The organism is Kitasatospora sp. McL0602 (genome assembly GCF_052076145.1).
Lineage (GTDB): Bacteria > Actinomycetota > Actinomycetes > Streptomycetales > Streptomycetaceae > Kitasatospora.
In genome coordinates, this window is record NZ_CP197246.1 from 796,561 (window position 1) to 812,108 (window position 15,548).

The window sequence follows — 15,548 nt, forward strand, 5'->3', positions numbered from 1 at the left end:
CTACTTCGGCTGCATGGTCACGGAGATGAAGGAGTTGCGGCCCTTCGTCCACTGGATGCCGCCCGTGCAACCGCCCTCGACGCGGAACTTCGCGGACTGGCCGGCACGCAGCTCCTTCGTCTTGCCGCCTTCGAGCGTGATGTGCTGGCCCCGGCCGGGGGCGTGGGGCTCGCGGATGCTGACCAACTGGTCGCCGTAGTAGAGACGAAGCCACCCCTGGTAGTCCGCGTTCGCCACCGTGTCGTGGCCCTGGAGGAAGAACACGAAGTCCAGCCATCGGTCGTACGGCACCGCCGGGATCTCGAACTCCCGGAACAGGAACCAGTTCGACGGGGAAGCCTCGTCGCGCCACCACAGGTCGCCCTCCCAGTTGTCCGGGCCGCGCAGGTACTCCATGTGGCGCTGCTCGTACATGCCCTTGACCAGGCCCTCGGCCTGGTTGGTCACCATCACCATCGTCTGGCGGACGTGGTCGTAGATCAGGGAGCCCTCGGGGGCCTGCTTCGCCAGCTCCGCCGGGGACTGCGAGCCGGCCGTCCGCAGGTGCAGGAGCGGGGTCGTGTCCACCTGGACCTGGCCGGGCACCAGCTCGGCGACGCCGGAGTGGAACCGCCAATCCTCCGGCTGGTCCACGAGCCCCTGGTTGTTGTACTTGAACTTCGCCAGTACCAGGGCGTTCCGGGGGATGGCGAGGCCGTCCTGCCCGTCCTTCGGATAGACGATGTCGATCGCCCACCCGCCGTAGTAGCGCTCTTCCTCGTCGGCGGCGTGCACCGACGGGTCGCCGATGCCGCCAGGGGGGAGCATGAGACGGGGATCGGTGTGCTTCCGCGAGCGGGAGCCCGGCTCCTTCGCGTCCGGGTCCGCGTACGCGACCACGGCCGCCTCCAGCGGGGCGTCGCCCGCGCCCTCGGTCACCACCTCCAGCGCCAGGTCCGCGTCCAGGTGGGCGAAGTACAGTGACGCCTCGTGCCGCACCTCTGCGTTGTCCGGGAGCCACAGCGAGCCCGCCGCCACGTTGAGCTTGTGCGTCTCCTCACCGAGGCGAGTCACGTGAAGGGCCGTAGATCCCGCCACACCCACGTGCCCGCCCCGAAGGCGGCCCGTCAGGTTCCGGAAGTCCAGCGCGTCATACAGGCCCTTCTGGGCGTACATGGGCGCGCGGAGGTCACTGCCTGCCATTCGGTCTCCTCACAACCAGGCGGAGCGCCACACGGCCTCCGCGGCGAGCCCCTCGGGGCCGTCCTTGACTCGAAGTTGGAACTGGCCTTCACCAGGGGGGATGCCGAACCACTGAGAGCCCGGCTTGATGTGCTGGGCCCGACTCGAACCGCCCACCGTGATGCGGCGGTTGGCCATGTCCAGGACCAGCGTTGAGCCGCGCACCAGGGTCAGACCGACCGTGGAAAACGTCAGCTCGGTGCCGGCCGTCCACAGCGAGAACTCGGGGTCCTGCACCGTGCCGTCGCGGGCCACCAACGTGATCACCGGATACGCCACCGCAGAGCCGTAGTTGACCACCGTCGGGCTCGCGTACGGGGTCGCGTCCTCCTCGTCCGCCAGCGTGAACGGGAACGACAGAGGGAAGATCGCCTTGCCCGCACGCGGGACCTGCACAGGGATCGTCGCCGACTGTGGGCTCGTCCCGCCTGCGTAGACACGGGGGTCCGTGGCGAACAGCTCCACGTCGAAGCGACGAGCACCCGCGACGTATCGCTCGTCCAACCGGGCGGACCGACGACGCACCCGGGCCAAGAGCTGCCCCAGGCCATTGGCTATGCCCGGGAAGGAGAACCGGAACAAGCGCTCGTCTCCCCCGGCCCGGAATGCTGACAGCACCCGGGGCACCGCCTGTGGGTCCGTCACCAGGAAGGACAGGCCGACCGACCGACCGCCCATGTAGTCAGTCCCCGGCACCAACCCGTCGCGCTGGAGCAGTTCCGCGTCCGAGGTGCGAATCTCCGGGGCGTCCAGGAGACCCGAGACCTCCTCCAGGATGATCGGGGAGTTCCCGTTGAGGAGGGCCCCGTCGAAGCAGGCCGTCCACTCCTCGCCTGTGAAGGGCGTATCCGCAGACGGCCTTCCGGGGGGAACGTCCGACTGCGGACGGGCAAACTCGTGCAGGAACGTTTCAGCGTCCACTCGTCTTCAACTCCCATGCGATCTGCTTGCCGATCTCGTACGGGTCCGCGTTGGTGCGCGCGTTGACCGTGATCGACGGGCCGCGACCCAGACGGGACAGCGCCGCCTCGGTACCCGGCTGGAGAGCACGGGCGGCCGACCGGCCGTAGCTGTAGGCGTCCAGGCGACCCACCTGGTCGGCGACGTTGGGAAGGGGAGAGGCGACAGGCACAGGGGCTGGCAGCTTCTGCGTGTCCGCCTCCACCGGGACGGAGAACCCGAGGATGCTGCCGATGCCCGACGCCGCGTCCTTCACCTTGCCGAGAATTCCGCCAACCACGCCCATGACGTCGATCGACCCCAAGCCGTCCACAAGGCCCTGGATCGCCTTCTTGCCCGCATCGAACATCGAGCCCGCGAGGTCACCCAGTGCGCCGATGATCTTCCCCGGCAGCTCCGAGACGAAGCCGACGACCGAGGAGATACCCTGCGACACCGCTTCCTTGATCGAGTTCCAGGCATCCGACACGGCCCGCTTGACCGTCTCCCAAGCTTCGGAGGTCCAGGTCTTGACGCTGTCCCAGGCCCCCGAGACCGCTGACTTCACGTTCTCCACGGCGTCCGAGACGAACGACGTCACGGAGTTCCACGCGTCCGAGGTCCAGGACTTCACGGAGTTCCATGCATCCGAGGTCCAGGACTTCACGGAGTTCCACGCCTCCGAGACCCACGAGACCACCGCCGAAACCGCAGAGGAGACACCGGACTTGATCGACTCCCAGGCTTCCGAGACGACGCTGACCACGGCGGACCAGGCGGCGGAGGTGCCGGCCACGATCCCGTCCCAGGCCGCCTGGATGCCCTGCCAGGCCGCCTTGGCCGCGCCGACGATGAAGTCCAGCCCCGTCATCGCCACCTCGAAGGAGGCGAGCAGCAGGTTCAGGGCCACGTCCACGGCCTTCATGAGGAAGACCGTGGCGTCCGCGTTGTCCGCGAAGATCCGGAAGAAGTGCCCGATCGCGTCGGCGAAATTCTGGACCGCCTCGGCGATCTGGGGTGAGAACTGGACAGCCAACTTGGCTATGCCCTGGAGCAGTTGATCCAGGATTGAGACCAGCGGAGGAAGGATCTCCTTGAGTCGGCCTCCGCCGTCGGCCAGGGTGACGAAGAAGTCCCCCAGGGCATCGCCGATCCCGACCAGCGCGGCCGGCAGCGCGTCGGTGAACTGCTTCATCCCGGCCGAGTTCATGGCGGCCGTGAGCTTCGGGAACAGCACGTCCGTGAACTGGAGGATCGAGTCCACCATCGGCCGGACGAACTGGGCTCCGGAGTCGAAGAAACCCTTGATCATCGGCTCGGCCTGCTTGAACCAGGCCGTGATGTCCTTGAGCGCGCCGCCGAACTCCTCGCGCATGGAAGCCGTTGCGGGCTTCAACGCCTCCGAGACGCGGATCATCGCGTCCTCGGCCTTGTCGCCCAGCTCCTTCATGTTCCCGGCCGCAGCGATGGCCGCCAGACCGATAGGGAGGATCGGGAGGGCCGCCAGCGCGATGACGGCGATCAGGCCCGAGGCGACGACGGTCACCCAGGCGGCGATGGCCATCACGGTGGCCAGCAGGGGGAGCGCCGCAGCAGCCGTCTGGGCAAAGCCCGCAGCCATGCCGGCCGCTCCCCTGGCCATCCCCGTGATGCCGTCTGCGAGCGTCGAGACGGCTTGCCCTGCCTGTGTGAACAGCTGGCCCACACCCCGGCCGATCGTGGCCAGCCCCCGACCCATGTCCGCGATACCGGACTTGATGCGGTCGATGCCGCCCCGGGCCATGTGGATGTTGATCAGCAGTCGCCAGCGGCGTCCGGTGAACCCACGGACCTGCCGCTCGGCGTCGCGCACGTCGGCGTCTACGTCGATTCGCGCCCTGCGGTCCCGGGCAAGCGCCGCGATGCGAGCCGCAGCAGCGGCCGTGTCGGCCTCCGCCCGGATGTTCACGCGGCGATCACGGGTGAGCTGATTCAGCCGGGCACCAACCCCGCCGTCATTCAGCTCGACCTTGATCTTGAGCTTGCTGTACTTCTCCAGCATCTCCAGGTACTGCTTGAGACGCTGGCGGAAGCCGTCCGTATCCGGGACCACGCGGACGTGCACTCGACCGGCTTCCTTGCCACCAGGACCGGCCATTCCCACCTCCTACGTGAGTCGGACCGGCGGAGCCTTCGGCAGCGAGCCGGAGCGCGCGGCCACGGCCGCCGGTAGCTTGAACTGGTTGGGGGTGGCCACCGCGTCCTCCGTGAGGACTCCGCCACCCTCGCCGACCCCACGGGCCAGCGCCTTGGCGAACGGGTTCGGCCCGCCACCCTTCGCACGCTTCGCGTACGGCCGCGCGTACGGCTTCGGCTTGTCCACCGTGCGCGGGTTCTTGCTCGCCTTCGCCACCTGTACATGGGTCAACGCCTGCACGGCGTCCACCAGGTCGGCGAGGATGTACGTCTGCGGGCCCCATCCCAGGGCCTCGCGGCCACCGCGCATCGCTGCCACGGTGGCGGACTCGTCAGGGAAGGTCCCGATCAGGCCCAGGACGAAGCGGGCCGAGTGCCGGCCGTGGACCCAGTCAACGATGTCCACGCCGCAGAAGCGGCGCAGGTCGGCGGCGATCTCCGCTCCGTGCTTGTCCAGCAGCTTGATCAGGCCGACGCTTCCCCCGGCGCGGCCTCCTCCATCCACGCCTCGCAGATGGTCATCAGGGAATCCAGCGGGAGTGCGTCCACCGAGGCCCGCATCGCCTTCTTGTCCGAGGAGGCCGCCACGACCATGTTGCCCATGGCCTCGATCCGGCGGGCATCGGACACCTTCTCGGACTGCATGACGTCCATGTACTGCATGATGGCCTGGAGGTCCCCGGCAGGAACCGCCTCGATCCGACGAAGCCGGATCTTCTTGCCGTTCGCGGCCACGAACTTGAGGCCACCGGCGTGCTTCTTGTCCGCCTCGGCCTTGAGGTCAGCGAAATTCAGGGTGCTCATGACGGTCTCTCAATCTCTCCTACAGCGTTGTGAATACAGCGCTGCCCGGCCCCGGCAGGACGCCAGGACCGGGCAGACGGGTCAGCGAAGGCCGATGGCCTTCGGCTTGACCAGGGAGGGGGCTTCGTCGGCCAGCTCGTACGAGTCGCCGCCACCGGGCTCCTCCTGGCCGGGCAGGCCGTCGTTCAGGTCGAAGACCGGCGACACGGTGCCGAGCGGGGCGGAGGTGTTGTGCGAGACCACGGTGGCCTTCACGGGCATCTCGGCCAGGGCCGCCGGGTCCAGGGTGGTGCCGTCCGAACCGATGATCTCGGCCTTGAGGTAGTGCCAGACCACCGCGTGCTCGCCGTCAACGGCGACGATCAGGAGGGCCCGAGGCTGGGCCGCCGGAGAGTTCGGGATGACGAACATGCCGTCCGCGCCCACACCCTTCGCGGTGCCGTAGTAGAGCTTGTAGCTCTCCTCGGTGAAGTCCTCCAGGTTGATGGTCACGGCGTAGACCTTGCCCGGGTTGGTGACCTTGAGGGCCTTGTTCTGCCAGGACCCCAGGGTCTCCGGCTCGTCGCCATCGACGCTGTACTCGATGCCGTTGTCGAGCGAGGTGTTCCCGACGCTGGTCCACTTCGCGCCGTCGGTGCCCCAGGTCTTCGGGTCCTTCGGGTCGAAGCCCTTGATCAGCTTCGGCATCGGGGTGCCCGGCTCCGCCACGTAGATGTAGCCGGTACCCGGGACGAGGACGCTCTGCTCGGCGGGGGTGCTCATTCAGTCTCCTTTCGCAGCCCGCGCCGCCGGGCACGGGTCTGGATCATGTAGTTGGCCGTGAACCGGCTGAAATCCGGCTGGGCCTCGGTCATGGGGTCGGTCGTCATGAACGGGCCCGTCGCCTCACGGAAGCGGGAGAAATGGCCGTCGTCGTTGCCCCACTGGGCCCGGGTGAGCTGCACCAGGCCGGCGCGCGCCTTGCGGGCCATCCAGGAGGCGTGCGAACGCGAAGTCGCGTACGTCTGGACGTTGAACATGCCGTCGTCAATGAAGCGCTTCTCCCGGACGACACCGCCGACACGGCGGGCAACCACCAGGCCGCCGGCCTCCCGGAGGGCGATCTGCCAATCCGTCGGCAGGTACACCGCACAGCGGTAGTCCGGGAACACCAGCCGCAGGCCGTCCAGCAGCAGCCGCTCGGAGTCCGGCATCACGAAGTCCTCGGAGATCGTCACCACAGGGCGGCCTCCATCGCGTGAATACCGTCAACGAACCGGTTCGCTCGGTGGTTGTAGCCACCCCAGTTCTTGTGAGCCGCCTCCGGGTCGTTGTTCACGATCGCGTAGCCCTTGCGGTGACGCTTCACCTTGAGACCCGCGATGAACTGCCCCGTGTCCACGTGGGCGGCAGCCTTCGCCCGGATGCGCTGCTCGCGCTCCAGGGCCTCCAGCTTCAACACCGCCATCACGCCCGGAAGCCCAGCGACCACGGAGTCCAGGTCAGGGCGAACCTCCGCCACTCTGCCCACCCCCCTCAACCACCACGGTCACGAACCGCATCCGGTCCGAGGCCCCGAGGTGCGGACGCGGCGGGTCCACCACGGTCCAGCACACACCGGGATCGCCCTCGGCCTGGTCGGCGAACTCCACAGCGGACCACTTGTCGATCAACGTCCCAGCCGGGAACACGACCTTCTTCCGGATCGGCGGAGACCAGCCGACCTGCGCGCCCACCGGGGCCCGCCAACCAGCCGCGTCGCCGACCGGCATCACCCAAGCCATGACGCGCACGGTGCCAGCGGCGGAGGGGCGCTTGTCGCCGTAGCCGTCGTCCACCATCTCCACCTTGTGGATCAGGACTTCGGTACGGCCTCGGTCCAGGAGGCTCATGCTGCCCCCCAAGGCCCCTCGGGGTTCGGGTACGGATACCCGACCTGCATCCCCCGCGAGACCACGTCGCGGGTCGCCCGCACGGACTTGAGGCCACCGCGGCCTGACACACGGTCAATGAGGGCCTGCTCGCCTCGCGTGAGGGAGAGCCCCATCGGCGTCCCGTCCGACATGCGGTATGAGACCTCGCCGACCTGCTCCTGAACGTAGCCCTCGGGGTTACGGAAGCGCCGCTCCGCGACCACCAGGGCCAGCGTCCGGATCACCTTCGGGTGCTTCTCCGGCGTCCAGCACGGATGCCCGTACGCGGCGATAACCCAGAAGGCGTCGTCCAGCGCGGCAGAAGCCCGCTCCCAGTCAGGAGAGCCCTCCTCGGGAACGGGCTTGCCCAGGCGCTTGAACAGACACTCAACCGTCAGCGCCATCAGGACTCCTTACTCAGCGGTGCGGGTGCGTCGGCGAACCGCCGACGCGCGGGCAGCCGACACCTCCTGCTGCTCGGGCGTCTCCTTCGTGGTGAACTCGGCCGGCGTGGACGCCGGGGAGTCCTGGGCAGCACCCGTGGTGTCCTGAGCCACCACGGTCCACGTGTACTTCGTGGCCGCAGTCAGGCCGGACGCCGCGTACTTCGGCTCCGTCACCTGCTTCGGAGTGCCACCGTTGATGGTGACCTGGTACTGATTGGCCCCGCTCACGGCCTCCCAGGAGAGCGCCGCCGACTTCTCGGTGACGCTCTCCGCCTTGAGGCCGGTCGGGGCCGTCAGAAAGACGGCTCGCCCTTCACGGTCTTGATCGCAGTGCAGCGGTACAGCTCGCCGCCGTCGTAGGTCTCCTGCGGGTCGGTCTTGACCGCACCGAAGAAGGTGTCCAGCACGGACACGTCCGAGACGCTGCCCATGTCGAAGTCCTGGAGCCAGCGCAGCGAGTAGCCGCCCTCGTTGGCGGTAGCCGACTTGGTACCCATCGCGGCTGCCGGGGCGACCACGGCCGCCACGAACGCCTCGCGGGTCATGCACAGCATGCCGTCCTTGAGGAAGTTCGACTTGTACACGGTGAAGCCGCGAATCTCGCCGACCTCGGCCTTGCGCAGCGCGCCGGAGGTGCCGGACTCGTTGACCCGGGTCAGGATCTCGTTCTTGACGAGCAGGCCGTAGGCGGCCGGGGAGGCGACGATGATCCGGCCGTCCTCGGAAACGCCGTTCTCGTCCAGGAAGACACCAGCGTCGGTGATGGCGTCGAGAAGGGCCTCCTTCTCGGTCGCGTTGACCGTCGCGGCAGCGATCTCGGTGTTCATGAGGGAGGCCACGCTGGCTTCCACCAGTTCGGCCAGCTCCTTGACCTGACGGCGCAGCACACGGGCCGCGAAGTTGTCGAGATCCAGGGTCATCTCCTTGGCGGAGAGCTTGACCGGGTGGGCGAAGTGGTTCGTCAGCTTGAGTGGCTGAGACTGGTCCTTGACACCGTTGTAGGCGGTGATCTTAGAACCCTTGTCCAGATCGCCGGGGGTAGCCGCGATGTCCATCGCGCCGCCAGCGTGGCCCGGGATCTCGATGTTGACCAGGTTGCCCACCCGGCCGTGGAAGTCGTTCTCCGCGTCGCGCCAGACCAGGCGGCCCAGGATCAGCGAGTCCCGGAGCATGCTCAGGGCGGTGGACGCAATGTGGCCCTCCTCCTCGGTGAGGAAGGAGTTCGGGATGTCGGCCATGGTGATTCCTCTCATGAATGAGGCCCACAGGAATCCTGTGGGCCCAGGGGAGTTGACGGAGCGGGGGCCTTACCAGGCCAGCGGGGCGAGTGCGCGCCGGGCCACCTCGTCGGGGTCGAACTTCTTCGGGGCGGCCGGGGTCAGGCCCCCCGAGCCCAGGACCGGCTTCGGATCGGCCACGGCGGCCAGCTCCTCGGCGTGGGCGCGGACGGCGGCCTCGTCACCGCCCTGCACGAGCTTGGCCAGGACGGGAGGCAGGTTGTACTCGGCAGCGATCCGGTCCCGGAGGGCCTTCTCCTGGAGGTGCGTCACCTGGGCGCGCAGCTCGTCCGCCTCGATGCCGGCCTCGTCCTTCTCGCCATTCGCGGCGGTGACCCGCTCGCCCAGCTCCGCGAGGTCGCCCTGCGACTTCTCGTAGAGCGCCTTGTAGTCGGGCTCCGACGGCTTCGGAGTCTCGGGGACCTCCGGCTTCGGGGGGTTCGCGGGGTTCTCCACGCCGCCCGGCTTCACGTCGGCCGGGGTGGGGGTCTCGGGGGTTTCAGCCATGGGTCTCTCCTAGCGTCGTTTGCGGTATCCCTTGTGGTGGAGCCACGTCCGGAAGTCCTCCTGGTTGCCGCCGCCCGTCTCTCGGACGAACTGTTTCCAGAGGTCAACCGCGTGTTGCGTGGACTCCTTGAGCCGGTAGCGGCGGGAGAAGATCGGCACCGGCTGGCACTTGCAGTGGTCGTGGAATTTCGCCGCCGCAGCGGAGCGCGACTTGAAGACCGCCCCGCGAGAGGCGAGCATCACGCAGCGGTAGCAGGCCCCGGGCGAGGGGTCGCGGAAGTAGCCCAGCGCGCCCGGGTCGTCGTGGATCGTCTGGTGGATCACGTCTCGGCCACCGTCCTGCGCGATGGTCTGGCCGGCACCCGTGGAGCCCGAGGCCAGGGACTCCTGGAACTCCTTCTCCCAGGCGATCAGCTCCGGGTCGTCCAGGCCGCCCGAGGGCTTCGGCCGGTCCTTGCGGACCTTCTCCGCCTTCTCCCGGACGTGCTCCCGGAACGCAGCGTCCGCGTCCTTGGCGATCCGCTCAACGTCCCTCGCGGGGAAGGGATCGCGGGTCAGCGACGGCAGCACCTCGCGCGGGCCCGTGCCCACCCGGCGGCCCACCCGGCCGTTGAAGTCCGACCACAGGGAGCCCAGGGAGGAACGAGGCTTGAAGCCCGGCCCGCCGATCACATGCCCCGTCTCAAGGGCCCGCACCAGGCGGTAGTACGAGACCGCCAAGGCGTAGGACGCCTCCGCGGCCTCCGTCACAGCCGCCCGGTACTGGGCACCCAGCGAGGTCATCGACCCCGCCAGGTCGGCGGCGGTGGTGCCGGCCAGCACCACCGCCCAGCGCTCGGCGAAGTCGTCAGCCAGAGCGCTTTGCGCCAGCTTGAACGCCGCCGCCGTTTTCAGCACGTCGGCCGTTCGGGGTGTCCACGCCATCGCGGGTCTCCTTCGCGGCGTCAAGGGCACGCTGCTCGCGCGCCTCCTCCTTCGCGGCAGCCTCCTCGGCCGCCTTCACCGACTCGTCAATGTCCGACTGCGTGAAGCCCGGCACCTTGCGGAGAGCCACAGCCAGCGGGACGCCCTGCTGCATCAGCTTCGTCATCGCGTCGGCCGCCTGGCCGAGCGAGCGCATCGACTTGTCCGCCCACTCCACCTGAGACTCGTCCTGATCCAGGGAGCCGCCCTCGACCACGGCGCACAGGCGCAGGACCGTCTCCCAGGACTCCCCGAAGGACTCCTGGAACCCGGCCAGCGCGGCCTTGAAGGACGACTCCGAGGCGGCCATGGCGTCGGCCGACAGGTTCACCATGTCGGCCATCAGGTGATGCGGCGGGACGTCGCCCAGCGCCGTCATCTCCTCCATGGTGGCGCGGATGGACTTCTGGAGGTCGCCCGTCGGCGAGGCCGGCAGCTGGCCGAACTTCGCGTCGGAGTTCGGGGCCATCAGGAGCGCGGACGGGTCCAGCAGCGGCACCTCGTAGACCGGCTCCCCCGTCTCCGGGTCGCACACCGGGTCGCCCGTCTCCGGGTCCAGCTTCTCCGTCGGAGCCAGGCCCGTGCCGAAGCGGATCGCGTGCGCGCCCCAGTGCTGCGACAGCAGCAGCGACAAGACCTGCTGGTTGAGGCGGTCCTGCGAGACGATCAGCGGGTCCACCAGACCCCGGCAGCGACCCCGGAGGTCGGTCTCCGGGGCGAAACGGACGACGGGGCAGACGCCTATGTCGTGCGGGATCGTGGTGACGACCTTTGAGCCCTTCGGGCCGTCGAGTACGACGCGGTACTCCGCCCGGTCGTCCCAGACCATGGCAACCTCCGTGCCGTCGTCGGGCTGGTTCTCCGGGACGTGCACCGCGTACAGCGGGAACTCGTCCATCGTCGGGTCCTGGAACGCCACGGTCGTGTTGATCGCGTCGAAGCCCCGGACCACCGGACCCTTGCGGCCTCGGCGGGGGTCCGGTGTCACCGCCACGTAGGCAGCTCCGGAGACGAACGCGGCCTTGTGCACCGCCCGTTGGCGGGAGTCCAGCCGGTTCTTCTGCCAGTGTTTCCACTCAGGCGCGTTCTCGCCCGAGCCCGGCCGGCGGAAGCCGTCCACCCGCAGCGCAGAGGACGGAGTGTCGATGATCAGGCCGGTGAGGTTCAGGATGGACCGCTTGACCAGGTCCTTGAACTCGGCGTTGGCCTTGCGCGGCATCCACGGTGCACGGTGCAAGCCTCGGTAGTAGCGATCAGCGAGGTTCAGCCGGTCGTAGTCCCGGGATATCAACTCCCGGCCGTGCTGGGCACGGACCACCACGGAGTCGGTCATCAGAAGCCACCTCCCATAGTGAGTCGGCCCGGCGTCTTTGGGGCCTTGAGCTTGCCGCTCTCGGTGAGACGGCGATGAGCAATCCAGCAGATGAGCATTGCGGCGTAGGCATCGACCTTGAGGGCCGACTCCCGCGACTCCTTGCCGAAGCCGATGCCGTACTTGTTGGGCCGCTTACGGGCGTTGAGGGCGTGGCGCATCAGCGTGTAGTCGCGGACGTGCGGGAAGTCGGCCTTCTCGATCGCGCCCACCAGGGCCTCGTGCTCGACCGTGATCTCGCGCTGGTTCGCGCGCATGTCGAAGCCGCACGACGACTTGCCGGACGCCTTGATCAGCAGCTTCGGGCCGTACAGCTCGGACCAGGTGGCCACGTAGGACTCCCAGCCCGCCACGTCGGCGAAGAACGCCACGACCGTGTAGCGCTTGAAGACGTACGCGAGGAAGTCGGAGACCTCCTCGCCGTCCACCTCCCAGCCCTTGCCGGCCGGGCCGTCGGGCTTCTCCCAGACGGCGAGCTTCTGGACGAGCTTGTCCCGAACGCGCATCGCCACCAGGGCAGTTGCGTCGTCCGTCTTGCCACCGTCGAAGCCCAGGACGATCCGCTCGCCCGGCTTGATCGCCTCGGCGGCCTCGACCACGCCTGCCTCCCAGCGGTCGCGGTCCACCAGCGCGTCGTCGTGCGAGCTGAGCTGGTTGAGGTACTTGCGGCGGGACTCGTCCTCGGACGTGGAGGCGGACCAGATGTCCTTCATCACGCGGTCGGGGTTGATCCACACCGCGTCGCCACGGGCACACAGCAGCGCGGCCCGGAGCTGGTCAGCGTCGGCGAGGTCCACGCCCGGCGGGGCCTCCACCGAGTCGTAGTAGATACCGGCGTCGTGGTTCACCCCGTCGCGCTGCTTCTCGAAGGCGTACCAGGACCCCTCGGCGACGGAGTCTTCCCCGATCACCGGGGCGTTCGTGATCTCCATCGTCCGGCCGCCAACCTTCGTGGCGTTGGGGCGGATCGTGGCCGCCAGGCGGGGGCCGTGATTACCCTCCACCCAGTGCCAGGTCTCGTTGAGCAGCGCGTAGGAGGGGCGGCCACCCTCGGCAGCACGGAAGGACGACGCCTTCGCCTCCAGACGGCACTGCCGGCCGTCCGTATCGACCTGCGAGGCGTAGCAGACCTCCTGGCCGAGCTTGATCTCGTACCGGTCGATCGCAGCCTGCGAGAAGATCGTGGAGAAGGCCGACATCGTGTTGACGTTCTGACCGGCAGCCGTGGCGAAGATCTGCACCCATGCTTCCTGCGGCGGACCACCGATCGGCGAACCGTCGCGGCGGAAGCCGGTCAAGCGGCACGGGCCGACGAACTCCATCGCGCAGACGGCCGCCATCATCGGGTCCTTGCCCCAGCCCTTGAGGCGGCGCAGGGTGCCGGACTCGTGCCGGAAGCCGCGACCCCAGGTCTCGGGGTCGTTCGGGTCCTCGGGAACGGCGTCGTCGCGCAACTCGTACCAGCGGGCCAGGATGCGGACCTGCTCCGGGGTGAACTTGAAGTCCGGCCGGAAGGCGTAGGCCGACCAGCGGAGAAGTTCCCCGGCGAGGGTGCGGTTCGGGGCGGGGACCGTGTCGGGGATGGTGCGTATGGGGTCGTAGGTAAGCAACGAACCTCCTACGCACTACCGGCCTACCGCTTTCGCGGGAGAAGGACCCTGAGAACAGCGAGCGCACGCTTCCGCGTTTCGGCGTTACGGTGCAGCACCGCAAGGACGGCGACGGCTCCGACAAGCACGATGTAGGCCAGGGCTGCATAGCCCGTTGTCTGCAACATGAAGGCAGTAGACCAGCACTTCAGCGGGAAGCAAATTCCTGTTATGAGCGATCGTCACGCTTTATGAGTACCGCTCATACTTGTGGCGCAGATCACAGTGGAGCGGCCCCAAGGAGGGCGCGCTCCTCCAGCAGCCGGGCGTCCGTCTCGGAGACGTGGGTGCCAGCCGTGAAGGGCTTCGTCATGTCGTGCGCCCACAGTTCGCGGGCGACAGCGTGGGGGACCTCGGAGTCCAGGCACGCTTCGTAATAGGTGATCGTCCGGGCGGTGCGGATCGCCTCGTCCGAGGGGCCGCTGTCGCGGCGGGCCTTGCGGCGAGCCATGGCGGCCTCCTGTCAGGTTCGGTTGCCCCAGCGGACGGCCAGGGCGTCACGGGAGTTGTGGCCGCGCTTCGGGCCGTCACCCTCGCCGCGGATCTTCGCCAGGAGATTGCCGGCCTGCTGCCGGTTCTGCTGGGCCTGCGTGATCGCGGGGTTGAGCACCTGCATGCCCTTGCGGTTGCCGCCCTCGATCATCTGACCGTCGCGCTTCACCAGGGCGTCAAGCTGAGCCGCGCGGGCCAGCATCGGCGCGGCGATGTCGATCGCGGCAAGGTCGGCGGACTCCAGGTCCAAGTCCTCCTCGTACAGCTCGATCAGGGCCGCGCGCACCTTCGTGGCGTCGCGCTCGGTGTGGTCGATGTTCAACGGCGGACCTCTCCGGGGTGGGGCTTGCGGCGGGCCTGTACTGCGGCCTCACGCTTCCGGCGGCGGCCGGCAGCCGCGTCCTGGGCGTCCTTCGCGGCCACGTGCCAGTCGCACAGGGCACGAAGGTTCTCGGGGTCGTCGGAGCCCCCCTCGGAGGCCGGGACGACGTGGTCGCAGTGTCGGGCGGGTTCTCCGCAGGGTTCGCCCGTGTCGTAGCGGATGTGCTGGCACATCCAGTGGTCGCGGTTCATCACCGCGCGGCGGAGGCGGAGCCAATGAGGTGGGAGGGGGCGCGTACGCCGCGAGGCTGCCGCCATGGGTACCTCCGGAAGACGTTGAAGGCCCCGCCAGGGGCTCAACCCGACGGGGAGAGAGGTCCGTTGGGGAGCACGCCCTGACGGGGCAGCCTTAGCCCCCGATGGCCCCGCTTCTCGTATTCGCGCGGGCAGGCACAGGGGGCCTCATAGGTATTAAGGCGGGTGGTGGACACCTGCGGCCTCACTCTCCGTGCCTGGTTCATGACAGAGAGGCATGCAAGGACTTGGCGGCCGTGGGGGTGCCGGCCGGGCGGCGATCACGGTGGGCAAAGAGGAGGTCGCGCCGCGTTCGTAGCGGATTTCGACTGCCATGACCGTCCGGGCATGAATGGAGCGCGCACGGGAGTACCCCCCCGGGTGCCCCTGCGTCAAGCGATTCGATGCGGCGTGAGACAGCCGACAACATCGCGCGTGCGCTTGCTTTCTCGTTCAAGTCGCTTATCTCGCAGCGCGCTTGTTCTCTCGCTCACTTTGGCTCGCCTTGCCCTGTGCCCATGTGTGCACGCGCTGCGATGTGAGCGCCCGCACATGAGCTGCGTTGGACATTCGACACTTCTGTCGGCAGGGTTGGAGACACAACGCACCGACGACGGAACGAGCACACCATGCCCAAGCACGTAGCCCCCCTGATCCTGGCCCTGGCCATGCTGGCAGCGGGCAACCCCTGGCAGTCGGGCAACTGGGGCGGGGGGCTTGCGGCGTCCGGCCTGGTGTGGCTGCTGGCCACGGGCATTCAGTGCGGGGTGGCCCTGATCAAGCGCGGGCGGGCAGGGCGGGCGGCCAAGGATGCCCCGGCGGAGGGCAGCAGGCAGACCGCGTACGACCGGGACCGGGAGCACGCGGAAGCTCTCGCGGAGCTTCGTGAGCGGCTTGAGCGCGGCTGACCCTCCCCCGCCGTCCACCACCCGCCTAAACCCCTGGAGAACCCCCCATGCGCACGACCCTTGCAGCCCTGTTCTTCGCCCTTGTCGCCACCGTCGCCGGATGGACGGCCGGAGTGACCAGCGCGACCCCTGTGACCCCCGCACCGGCCAGTCAGCCGGAGTTGGTCCAGGCGTTCAACGACGGGTGGACGGAAGGGATGTTCGACGCCTGCGACCAGGGCAGCGATTACGCCTGCGGGTGGCTCCGCGAGGCCGGGCGGTAGCAGCGTTGGACATCCAACGTTGAGC

The 15,548-nt window shown here is 68.6% G+C and carries 21 protein-coding genes; 2 read left to right on the forward strand and 19 right to left on the reverse strand.

Translation table 11 applies throughout. The features are described 5' to 3' along the window. The 19 genes from ACR68M_RS03725 to ACR68M_RS03815 form a co-directional block, all read right to left on the reverse strand. Window positions 1-1,182, reverse strand: coding sequence for a hypothetical protein (locus ACR68M_RS03725; RefSeq protein WP_441248937.1), 1,182 nt, complete (start codon window positions 1,180-1,182; stop codon window positions 1-3). Between the two features lie 9 nt (window positions 1,183-1,191). Beyond that, window positions 1,192-2,142: a phage distal tail protein gene (locus tag ACR68M_RS03730; protein WP_441248938.1), complete on the reverse strand. Its 951-nt coding sequence runs from the start codon at window positions 2,140-2,142 to the stop codon at window positions 1,192-1,194. Then, window positions 2,132-4,264, reverse strand: a complete 2,133-nt coding sequence (locus ACR68M_RS03735; RefSeq protein WP_441248939.1) for a phage tail protein — start codon at window positions 4,262-4,264, stop codon at window positions 2,132-2,134. The genes ACR68M_RS03730 and ACR68M_RS03735 overlap by 11 nt, the downstream gene beginning before the upstream one ends. Window positions 4,265-4,306: 42 nt before the next feature. Continuing rightward, the gene (locus ACR68M_RS03740) at window positions 4,307-4,840 is read right to left on the reverse strand and encodes a hypothetical protein (RefSeq protein WP_441248940.1); all 534 of its coding nucleotides are present in this window, start codon (window positions 4,838-4,840) and stop codon (window positions 4,307-4,309) included. Further along, the gene (locus ACR68M_RS03745) at window positions 4,801-5,139 is read right to left on the reverse strand and encodes a hypothetical protein (protein WP_441248941.1); all 339 of its coding nucleotides are present in this window, start codon (window positions 5,137-5,139) and stop codon (window positions 4,801-4,803) included. Before ACR68M_RS03745 ends, ACR68M_RS03740 begins: the two co-directional genes overlap by 40 nt. An 81-nt stretch (window positions 5,140-5,220) precedes the next feature. Then, a complete protein-coding gene (locus tag ACR68M_RS03750; RefSeq protein WP_441248942.1) occupies window positions 5,221-5,901 on the reverse strand; it encodes a hypothetical protein in 681 nt (226 codons plus the stop codon). Continuing rightward, window positions 5,898-6,356: a phage tail termination protein gene (locus ACR68M_RS03755; RefSeq protein ID WP_441248943.1), complete on the reverse strand. Its 459-nt coding sequence runs from the start codon at window positions 6,354-6,356 to the stop codon at window positions 5,898-5,900. The genes ACR68M_RS03750 and ACR68M_RS03755 overlap by 4 nt, the downstream gene beginning before the upstream one ends. Next, window positions 6,353-6,610, reverse strand: a complete 258-nt coding sequence (locus ACR68M_RS03760) for a DUF5403 family protein (protein ID WP_441248944.1) — start codon at window positions 6,608-6,610, stop codon at window positions 6,353-6,355. Before ACR68M_RS03760 ends, ACR68M_RS03755 begins: the two co-directional genes overlap by 4 nt. Window positions 6,611-6,620: 10 nt before the next feature. After that, window positions 6,621-7,010: a hypothetical protein gene (locus ACR68M_RS03765; RefSeq protein WP_441248945.1), complete on the reverse strand. Its 390-nt coding sequence runs from the start codon at window positions 7,008-7,010 to the stop codon at window positions 6,621-6,623. Further along, a complete protein-coding gene (locus tag ACR68M_RS03770; RefSeq protein ID WP_441248946.1) occupies window positions 7,007-7,435 on the reverse strand; it encodes a hypothetical protein in 429 nt (142 codons plus the stop codon). The genes ACR68M_RS03765 and ACR68M_RS03770 overlap by 4 nt, the downstream gene beginning before the upstream one ends. Before the next feature lie 9 nt (window positions 7,436-7,444). Further along, window positions 7,445-7,813 carry a fibronectin type III domain-containing protein gene (locus tag ACR68M_RS03775; RefSeq protein ID WP_441251505.1) on the reverse strand — a complete coding sequence of 123 codons (369 nt, stop codon included), beginning with the start codon at window positions 7,811-7,813 and terminating at the stop codon, window positions 7,445-7,447. Then, the gene (locus ACR68M_RS03780; RefSeq protein WP_441248947.1) at window positions 7,771-8,715 is read right to left on the reverse strand and encodes a P22 phage major capsid protein family protein; all 945 of its coding nucleotides are present in this window, start codon (window positions 8,713-8,715) and stop codon (window positions 7,771-7,773) included. The genes ACR68M_RS03775 and ACR68M_RS03780 overlap by 43 nt, the downstream gene beginning before the upstream one ends. A gap of 69 nt (window positions 8,716-8,784) precedes the next feature. Then, the gene (locus tag ACR68M_RS03785) at window positions 8,785-9,261 is read right to left on the reverse strand and encodes a hypothetical protein (RefSeq protein WP_441248948.1); all 477 of its coding nucleotides are present in this window, start codon (window positions 9,259-9,261) and stop codon (window positions 8,785-8,787) included. Window positions 9,262-9,270: 9 nt separating this feature from the next. Further along, window positions 9,271-10,185, reverse strand: a complete 915-nt coding sequence (locus ACR68M_RS03790; RefSeq protein ID WP_441248949.1) for a VG15 protein — start codon at window positions 10,183-10,185, stop codon at window positions 9,271-9,273. Further along, complete coding sequence (locus tag ACR68M_RS03795; RefSeq protein WP_441248950.1) at window positions 10,109-11,557, reverse strand: phage portal protein; 1,449 nt, start codon at window positions 11,555-11,557, stop codon at window positions 10,109-10,111. Before ACR68M_RS03795 ends, ACR68M_RS03790 begins: the two co-directional genes overlap by 77 nt. Then, window positions 11,557-13,206: a terminase gene (locus ACR68M_RS03800; protein WP_441248951.1), complete on the reverse strand. Its 1,650-nt coding sequence runs from the start codon at window positions 13,204-13,206 to the stop codon at window positions 11,557-11,559. Before ACR68M_RS03800 ends, ACR68M_RS03795 begins: the two co-directional genes overlap by 1 nt. Window positions 13,207-13,465: 259 nt before the next feature. Further along, window positions 13,466-13,696, reverse strand: coding sequence for a hypothetical protein (locus ACR68M_RS03805; protein ID WP_441248952.1), 231 nt, complete (start codon window positions 13,694-13,696; stop codon window positions 13,466-13,468). A 12-nt stretch (window positions 13,697-13,708) separates the two neighbouring features. Further along, window positions 13,709-14,059, reverse strand: coding sequence for a P27 family phage terminase small subunit (locus tag ACR68M_RS03810; protein WP_441248953.1), 351 nt, complete (start codon window positions 14,057-14,059; stop codon window positions 13,709-13,711). Further along, the gene (locus ACR68M_RS03815) at window positions 14,056-14,310 is read right to left on the reverse strand and encodes an HNH endonuclease (protein WP_441248954.1); all 255 of its coding nucleotides are present in this window, start codon (window positions 14,308-14,310) and stop codon (window positions 14,056-14,058) included. Before ACR68M_RS03815 ends, ACR68M_RS03810 begins: the two co-directional genes overlap by 4 nt. A 671-nt stretch (window positions 14,311-14,981) precedes the next feature. Between ACR68M_RS03815 and ACR68M_RS03820 the strand changes: the two genes are divergently transcribed. Further along, complete coding sequence (locus ACR68M_RS03820) at window positions 14,982-15,260, forward strand: hypothetical protein (RefSeq protein WP_441248955.1); 279 nt, start codon at window positions 14,982-14,984, stop codon at window positions 15,258-15,260. 47 nt (window positions 15,261-15,307) lie between these two features. Then, window positions 15,308-15,523 (forward strand): hypothetical protein, encoded by a 216-nt coding sequence (locus ACR68M_RS03825; protein ID WP_441248956.1) that lies wholly within the window; start codon window positions 15,308-15,310, stop codon window positions 15,521-15,523. Window positions 15,524-15,548 lie beyond the last annotated feature (25 nt).

Coding starts and splice junctions, on each gene's coding strand:
- ACR68M_RS03725 (WP_441248937.1), bottom strand. CDS start 1,182: ATGGCAGGCAGTGACCTCCGCGCGCCCATGTACGCCCAGAAGGGCCTG.
- ACR68M_RS03745 (WP_441248941.1), bottom strand. CDS start 5,139: ATGAGCACCCTGAATTTCGCTGACCTCAAGGCCGAGGCGGACAAGAAG.
- ACR68M_RS03750 (WP_441248942.1), bottom strand. CDS start 5,901: ATGAGCACCCCCGCCGAGCAGAGCGTCCTCGTCCCGGGTACCGGCTAC.
- ACR68M_RS03765 (WP_441248945.1), bottom strand. CDS start 7,010: ATGAGCCTCCTGGACCGAGGCCGTACCGAAGTCCTGATCCACAAGGTG.
- ACR68M_RS03770 (WP_441248946.1), bottom strand. CDS start 7,435: ATGGCGCTGACGGTTGAGTGTCTGTTCAAGCGCCTGGGCAAGCCCGTT.
- ACR68M_RS03780 (WP_441248947.1), bottom strand. CDS start 8,715: ATGGCCGACATCCCGAACTCCTTCCTCACCGAGGAGGAGGGCCACATT.
- ACR68M_RS03785 (WP_441248948.1), bottom strand. CDS start 9,261: ATGGCTGAAACCCCCGAGACCCCCACCCCGGCCGACGTGAAGCCGGGC.
- ACR68M_RS03790 (WP_441248949.1), bottom strand. CDS start 10,185: ATGGCGTGGACACCCCGAACGGCCGACGTGCTGAAAACGGCGGCGGCG.
- ACR68M_RS03795 (WP_441248950.1), bottom strand. CDS start 11,557: ATGACCGACTCCGTGGTGGTCCGTGCCCAGCACGGCCGGGAGTTGATA.
- ACR68M_RS03805 (WP_441248952.1), bottom strand. CDS start 13,696: ATGGCTCGCCGCAAGGCCCGCCGCGACAGCGGCCCCTCGGACGAGGCG.
- ACR68M_RS03815 (WP_441248954.1), bottom strand. CDS start 14,310: ATGAACCGCGACCACTGGATGTGCCAGCACATCCGCTACGACACGGGC.
- ACR68M_RS03820 (WP_441248955.1), top strand. CDS start 14,982: ATGCCCAAGCACGTAGCCCCCCTGATCCTGGCCCTGGCCATGCTGGCA.
- ACR68M_RS03825 (WP_441248956.1), top strand. CDS start 15,308: ATGCGCACGACCCTTGCAGCCCTGTTCTTCGCCCTTGTCGCCACCGTC.